The 1135-nt window shown below is 65.4% G+C and carries 1 protein-coding gene; it reads right to left on the bottom strand.

Annotated elements, in window-relative coordinates; genetic code table 11:
• Nucleotides 1-53: 53 nt before the first annotated feature.
• The gene (locus OJI97_RS08560; protein WP_297662638.1) at nucleotides 54-1067 is read right to left on the bottom strand and encodes an inorganic phosphate transporter; all 1014 of its coding nucleotides are present in this window, start codon (nucleotides 1065-1067) and stop codon (nucleotides 54-56) included.
• Nucleotides 1068-1135: the final 68 nt, after the last annotated feature.

Genomic DNA, 1135 nt, shown 5'->3' with positions numbered 1-1135 from the left:
AACAGGCCCCTCGGCTTCGCTCGGGGAAGCGGATGAGATTAAAGATATGCTGATCAGAACAGCCGCGTCAACGAATAGAAGATCGCCGCGACCACCGCGCTCGCCGGGATGGTGATGAACCAGGCGACGACGACGTTGCTCGCGACGCCCCAACGCACCGCGCTGGCGCGGCGGGCGACGCCGGCGCCGATGATCGCGCCGGTGATCGTGTGCGTCGTCGACACCGGGATGCCGAGCAGGCTGGCCGTAAAGACGATGATCGATCCGCCGGTCGAGGCGGCGAAGCCCTGATGGTGCGACAGCTTGGTGATGCGGCCGCCCATCGTCTCGATGATCTTCCACCCGCCCGACAGCGTCCCCATGCCGATCGCGATGTAGCAGGAGATCGCGACCCAGTGCGGGACATGGAATTCGCCGGTCATATAGCCGGTCGAATAGAGAAGGACGGTGATCACCCCCATCGTCTTCTGCGCATCGTTGAGGCCGTGGCTCAGCGAATAGGCGGCCGAGGAAAAGAGGTGGAGGAAGCGGAAGCTCCGCTCGGCGAATTTTGCGGTCGCGCGGCGCAGCGCCCAGCTGCTGAGCAGCATCACCAGCATCGCGAGCAGCATCCCGAGCAGCGGCGAGAGGAAGATCGCGATGACGGTCTTGTTGAGGCCCGTCCACTGAATGCCCTCGAACCCGGCATGGGCCACCCCGGCGCCGACGATGCCGCCGACCAGCGCATGGCTCGACGAGGAGGGAATGCCCTTGAGCCAGGTCACGACATTCCAGAACATCGCCCCGACCAGCGCGCCGAACACGACCGCAGGCGTCACCAGATCCTTGTCGATCAGCCCGGCGCCGATCGTCTCCGCCACCTTGTGCAGCGCCGGAAAGGCGAGGCTGAGGAAATAAGCCGCAAAGTTGAAGAAGGCCGCGAAGAGCACCGCCTGCACCGGCCGCAGCAGCCGCGTCGCGACGACGGTCGCGATGCTGTTCGCCGCATCGTGCAACCCGTTCAGGAAATCGAACGCCAGCGCGAGAAGGATCAGGCCCGCGAGCAGGGGAAAAGCGAGTTCGTGCATGGGTCAGGCCATCCCCTGCCGATTCCCCGAGCGAAGCCGAGGGGCTATGCCGAGCGCAGTCGAGGCAG

Source organism: Sphingopyxis sp. (genome assembly GCF_025869345.1).
Classification (GTDB): domain Bacteria; phylum Pseudomonadota; class Alphaproteobacteria; order Sphingomonadales; family Sphingomonadaceae; genus Sphingopyxis.
Note: the sequence above shows the minus strand (reverse complement) of the source record. Positions and strands in the feature narration are given on the sequence as shown.